This window comes from Novosphingobium sp. (assembly GCF_019748365.1).
In the GTDB taxonomy this organism is placed as follows: Bacteria; Pseudomonadota; Alphaproteobacteria; order Sphingomonadales; family Sphingomonadaceae; genus Novosphingobium.
Genome location: NZ_JAIEPN010000041.1, coordinates 1 through 4,790, shown reverse-complemented (window position 1 = coordinate 4,790; position 4,790 = coordinate 1). Strand labels below are relative to the sequence as shown.

At 65.8% G+C, this 4,790-nt stretch carries 5 protein-coding genes and 1 pseudogene; all 6 read left to right on the top strand.

Annotated features, from left to right (window positions below; translation table 11 throughout):
* A partial coding sequence (locus tag K5Q19_RS06230) for a sulfate ABC transporter substrate-binding protein (protein ID WP_292942263.1) occupies positions 1-858 on the top strand: 858 nt, incomplete at its 5' end.
* A 20-nt stretch (positions 859-878) separates the two neighbouring features.
* Positions 879-1,721, top strand: a complete 843-nt coding sequence (gene cysT, locus K5Q19_RS06225) for a sulfate ABC transporter permease subunit CysT (protein ID WP_292942261.1) — start codon at positions 879-881, stop codon at positions 1,719-1,721.
* Complete coding sequence (cysW, locus tag K5Q19_RS06220) at positions 1,718-2,554, top strand: sulfate ABC transporter permease subunit CysW (protein ID WP_292942259.1); 837 nt, start codon at positions 1,718-1,720, stop codon at positions 2,552-2,554. Before cysT ends, cysW begins: the two co-directional genes overlap by 4 nt.
* Entirely contained in the window at positions 2,551-3,543 is a 993-nt protein-coding gene (locus K5Q19_RS06215) for a sulfate/molybdate ABC transporter ATP-binding protein (protein ID WP_292942257.1), read from the top strand. Before cysW ends, K5Q19_RS06215 begins: the two co-directional genes overlap by 4 nt.
* Positions 3,540-3,710: a YezD family protein gene (locus K5Q19_RS06210; RefSeq protein WP_292942255.1), complete on the top strand. Its 171-nt coding sequence runs from the start codon at positions 3,540-3,542 to the stop codon at positions 3,708-3,710. The genes K5Q19_RS06215 and K5Q19_RS06210 overlap by 4 nt, the downstream gene beginning before the upstream one ends.
* Before the next feature lie 82 nt (positions 3,711-3,792).
* A pseudogene (locus K5Q19_RS06205) lies at positions 3,793-4,719 on the top strand (TonB-dependent receptor plug domain-containing protein); the annotation flags it as partial.
* Positions 4,720-4,790 lie beyond the last annotated feature (71 nt).

Genomic DNA, 4,790 nt, shown 5'->3' with positions numbered 1-4,790 from the left:
TTCTGGAAGCAGAAGACCGGCAAGGACGTCACCTTCCGCATGAGCCATGGCGGCTCGGGCAAGCAGAGCCGCGCGATCATCGACGGGCTCGAAGCCGACGTCGCCACGCTGGCGCTTGCCTACGACATCGATGCCATTGCGGAGAAGGGCAAGCTGCTCGACGCCGGCTGGCAGAAGGCGCTGCCGGACAACAGCGCGCCCTATACTTCGACCATCGTGTTCCTCGTGCGCAAGGGCAATCCCAAGGGCATCAAGGACTGGGGCGACCTCGTGAAGCCCGGCGTCGAAGTGATCACCGCCAATCCCAAGACAGGCGGCGGCGCGCGCTGGAACTTCCTTGCGGCCTGGGCCTATGGCCGCAAGGCGGGCGGCTCGGACGCAGCCGCCGAAGCCTATGTGAAGCAGCTGTTCCAGCATGTCCCCGTGCTCGATAGCGGCGCGCGCGGTTCCACAACCACCTTCGTCGAACGCGGCATCGGTGACGTCCTTATCTCGTGGGAGAACGAAGCCTTCCTCGCCGAGAAGAAGCTCGGCGCGGGCAAGTTCGAAATCGTCACGCCCTCGCTCTCGATCCTCGCCGAACCGCCCGTTGCGGTCATCACGGCCAATGCCAAGAAGCACGGCAACAGCGAAGTGGCCGAAGCCTATCTGCGCTATCTCTACACGCCCGAGGCGCAGACCGCGATCGCGCACAATTTCTATCGCCCGCGCGATCCGGCCATCGCGCAGCAGTTCAAGGCGCAGTTCCCGGAGATCCCGATGGTCACCATCGACAAGGACTTCGGCGGTTGGGCCAATGCGCAGAAGACCTTCTTCGACGATGGCGGCATGTTCGACCGCATCTACACCAAGAAGTAGGCGGGGCAGGGGGTGACACCATGTCCGCGCGGTCCACACGCTGGAGGCAGCCCTCGGTGCTGCCCGGCTTCGGCCTCAGCTTCGGCTTCACGCTCGCGTGGCTGACGCTGATCGTGCTGATCCCGCTCGCCACGATCTTCCTCAAGGCCGCGGGTCTGGGTTGGTCCGAGTTCCTCGCGGTCGGCTTCAGTCCGCGCGCCATGGCGGCTTATCAGCTGAGCTTCGGCACCGCCGCCGCCGCGGGCCTCGTCAATGCGGTGTTCGGCCTGATCGTCGCCTGGGTGCTCGTGCGTTTCGACTTCACCGGCAAGCAGGTGGTGAGCGCGCTGGTCGATCTGCCCTTCGCGCTGCCGACCGCCGTTGCGGGTATCGCGCTCACCGCGCTGTACACGCCGGAAGGCTGGATCGGTCAGTTTCTTGAGCCGCTTGGCATCAAGGTCGCCTTCACCTGGATCGGCATCACCATCGCGCTGGTTTTCATCGGCCTGCCCTTTGTGGTCCGCTCGGTTGAACCCGTCCTCGCTGATCTTGGCCGTGAGGTTGAGGAAGCTGCCGCCACGCTTGGCGCGACCCGCTGGCAGACGTTTACGCGCGTGATTTTCCCCGCGATCGGCCCCGCGCTGCTCACCGGCTTCGCGCTCGCCTTTGCGCGCGGCGTGGGGGAGTACGGCTCGGTGATCTTCATCTCGGGCAACATGCCCGGCCGCACCGAGATCGCGCCGCTGCTGATCGTCACCCAGCTCGAACAGTACGCCTATGCCGGCGCCACCGCGATTGCCGTAGTGATGATGCTCGCCTCCTTCGCGGTGCTGCTGCTGATCAACCTGATCCAGGCGGCCAGCCGCTGGAGGATGGGCGCATGAGCCAGCAGCCCACCAGCGAAAGCCCCCTCGCGCGGGCCGCGCTGATCACCGTCGCGCTCACGTTCCTCGGCTTCTTCCTGCTGCTGCCGCTGCTCGCGGTGTTCAGCGAGGCGCTGCGACAGGGCGCGGGGCCGTTTCTCGATGCGCTGCACACCCCCGATGCGCTCGCCGCGATCCGGCTGACGCTGATCATCGCGGCCATCTCGGTCCCGCTCAACATGGTCTTCGGCGTCGCCGCAAGCTGGGCGATCACCAAGTTCCAGTTCCCCGGCAAGGCGCTGCTGATCACCTTGATCGACCTGCCGTTCTCGGTCTCGCCAGTCGTCTCGGGCCTGATCTTCGTGCTCCTCTTCGGCGCCAATGGCCTGTTCGGCGCGTGGCTCGCCGAGCATGACCTCAAGATCATCTTCGCGGTGCCGGGCATCGTCCTGGCGACGGTCTTCATCACCTTCCCCTTCGTCGCGCGCGAGCTCATCCCGCTCATGCTCGAACAGGGCAAGGACGACGAGGAAGCGGCGATCTCGCTCGGCGCTACCGGCTGGCAGACGTTCTGGCATGTCACTTTGCCCAATATCCGCTGGGGCCTGCTCTACGGCGTGCTGCTGTGCAATGCGCGCGCGATGGGTGAATTCGGCGCGGTCTCGGTCGTCTCGGGCCATATCCGGGGCGAGACCAACACGATGCCGCTCCATGTCGAGATTCTCTACAACGAGTACGATTTCGTCGGCGCCTTCGCGGTCGCCTCTCTCCTCGCGCTGCTCGCCCTGGTGACCCTTGTCGCCAAGACGGTGCTCGAATGGCGCTTCGGCCTCCATGCAGGAGCACGGCATTGATCCATCTTCGCGGCATAACCAAGCAGTTCGGCGACTATCCGGCGCTGCACGGCATCGATCTCGATGTTGCGCCGGGTGAATTCATTGCGCTGCTCGGCCCCTCGGGCTCGGGCAAGACGACGCTGCTGCGCATCATCGCCGGTCTCGAATTTCAGGACAGCGGCACCGTGCTGCTGGGCGGCGAGGACGTCTCGCGCACCCCGGTGGCAGACCGCCATGTCGGCTTCGTGTTCCAGCACTATGCGCTGTTCCGCCACATGACCGTGGCCGACAACGTCGCCTTCGGGCTCAGCGTGCGGCGCGGCAAGCACCGCATCGCCAAGGCCGCGCGGCAGGCCCGCGCCGAGGAACTGCTGCGCCTGGTCCAGCTGGAGGGCCTCGGCAGCCGCTACCCCGGCCAGCTTTCGGGCGGCCAGCGCCAGCGCGTCGCGCTCGCCCGCGCGCTGGCGATCGAACCGCGCCTCCTGCTCCTTGATGAACCCTTCGGCGCGCTCGATGCCAAGGTGCGCAAGGACCTGCGCCGCTGGCTGCGCGATCTGCACAAGGCGATGGGGCTCACCTCGATCTTCGTGACCCACGATCAGGAAGAAGCGCTCGAACTTGCCGACCGCGTCGTGGTGATGAGCCAGGGCCGCATCGAACAGATTGGCGCGCCGGACGCGGTCTACATGAATCCGGAAACACCGTTCGTCTCGCACTTCGTGGGTGAGACCAATCGTCTGCCCGCATCGGGCGGCGAGATCCACTTCCGCCCCCATGAGATCACCGTCACGCCCGATGGCAGCGAGGCGGTGCTCGTCGATAACGTGTTCCGCAAGGGCGCGGTATGGCGCGCGGAAGGGCTGCTCGAGGGCAGTGGCCAGTTCGTCGAGCTTGATCTGCCGAGCAGCCAGGACGCCCCCCGGCTGGGCCAGACGATCCGCTTCAACCCCCACCGTGCCCGCATGTTCAACGCAGATGGAGACCATACCCAAGGAGACCTGCCATGACCACACAACCCGCGCCGACCGACGCGGAACGCCACCTCGAGGAAAGCCTCGCCAGCGTGCGCGAGGCGCTCACTGGCCTGCGCTTCGGCACCGTCGCCCTGACCGTGCACGAAGGTCGTGTCGTCCAGATCGACGTGACCGAGAAGAAGCGGCTGAAGCCCAGCTGACCTGACCTGAATTCAAACAAACTGCATCACACCGCCCACCGGACCACCGGAGGCATCGTGAGACCCAGACAAAGGATCGACGATGACTTTGCGTGTTCTCCTCCTCGCGGGGGCGGCCCTCCTGCCGCTCGCCGCCAGCCCGGCGCTCGCTGCCGAAACTCCGGCCTCGGCCCCAGCCGCTGAAGCCCCTGCTGACCAGTCCACCTCGGTCAGCACCGGACAATCCGACAACGACACCATCGTGGTCACCGCGCGCCGCCGCGCCGAAACCGCGCAGGACGTGCCGCTCGCGATCTCGGTCGTCGGCGGCGATCACATCGACGCGACCGGTGCCTTCAACGTCGGCCGCCTCCAGCAGCTCACCCCGACGCTGCAGTTCACCTCGTCCAACCCGCGCAACACCTCGGTCAACATCCGCGGCCTCGGTTCGCCGCTTGGCCTCACCAACGATGGCATCGAGCAGGGCGTGGGCATCTATGTCGACGACGTCTACCAGGCCCGCGTGGCATCGGCCACGTTCGACTTCCTCGACGTGCAGCAGATCGAAGTCCTGCGTGGCCCTCAGGGCACGCTCTATGGCAAGAACACAACTGCCGGCGCGATAAACATCACGACCCGCGCGCCCACGTTCGAGCCGGAAGGTCGTGTTGAACTGAGCGGCGGCAACTACGGCTTCTTCCAGGGCAAGGCGGCCCTCTCTGCCCCGCTGTCCGACACTGTTGCAGTGCGTCTCGCCGGTTCGCTCACCGAGCGGCGCGGCACGATCTACAACGTCACCTCGAAGCTCAACGTCAATTCGCAGGACAACCTCGGCTTGCGCGCCCAGGTGTTGTGGAAGCCTTCAAACGGGGTCGAGTTTACGCTGGCGGGTGACTACAGCCGCCAGAACCCCATCTGCTGCACCCAGGTCTATGTCCGCGTCGGCGCCACCCAGCGCGCGCTTAACCGCCAGTATGAAGCGCTCACCGCCGCTTTCAACTATGCCGTGCCCAGCACCAATCCGTTTGAGAACACCGGGAATAAAAGGGGCCACGGATCGGCCGGTAGCACCGGATTAAAAATGGGCCAGTCCTGCTAGAC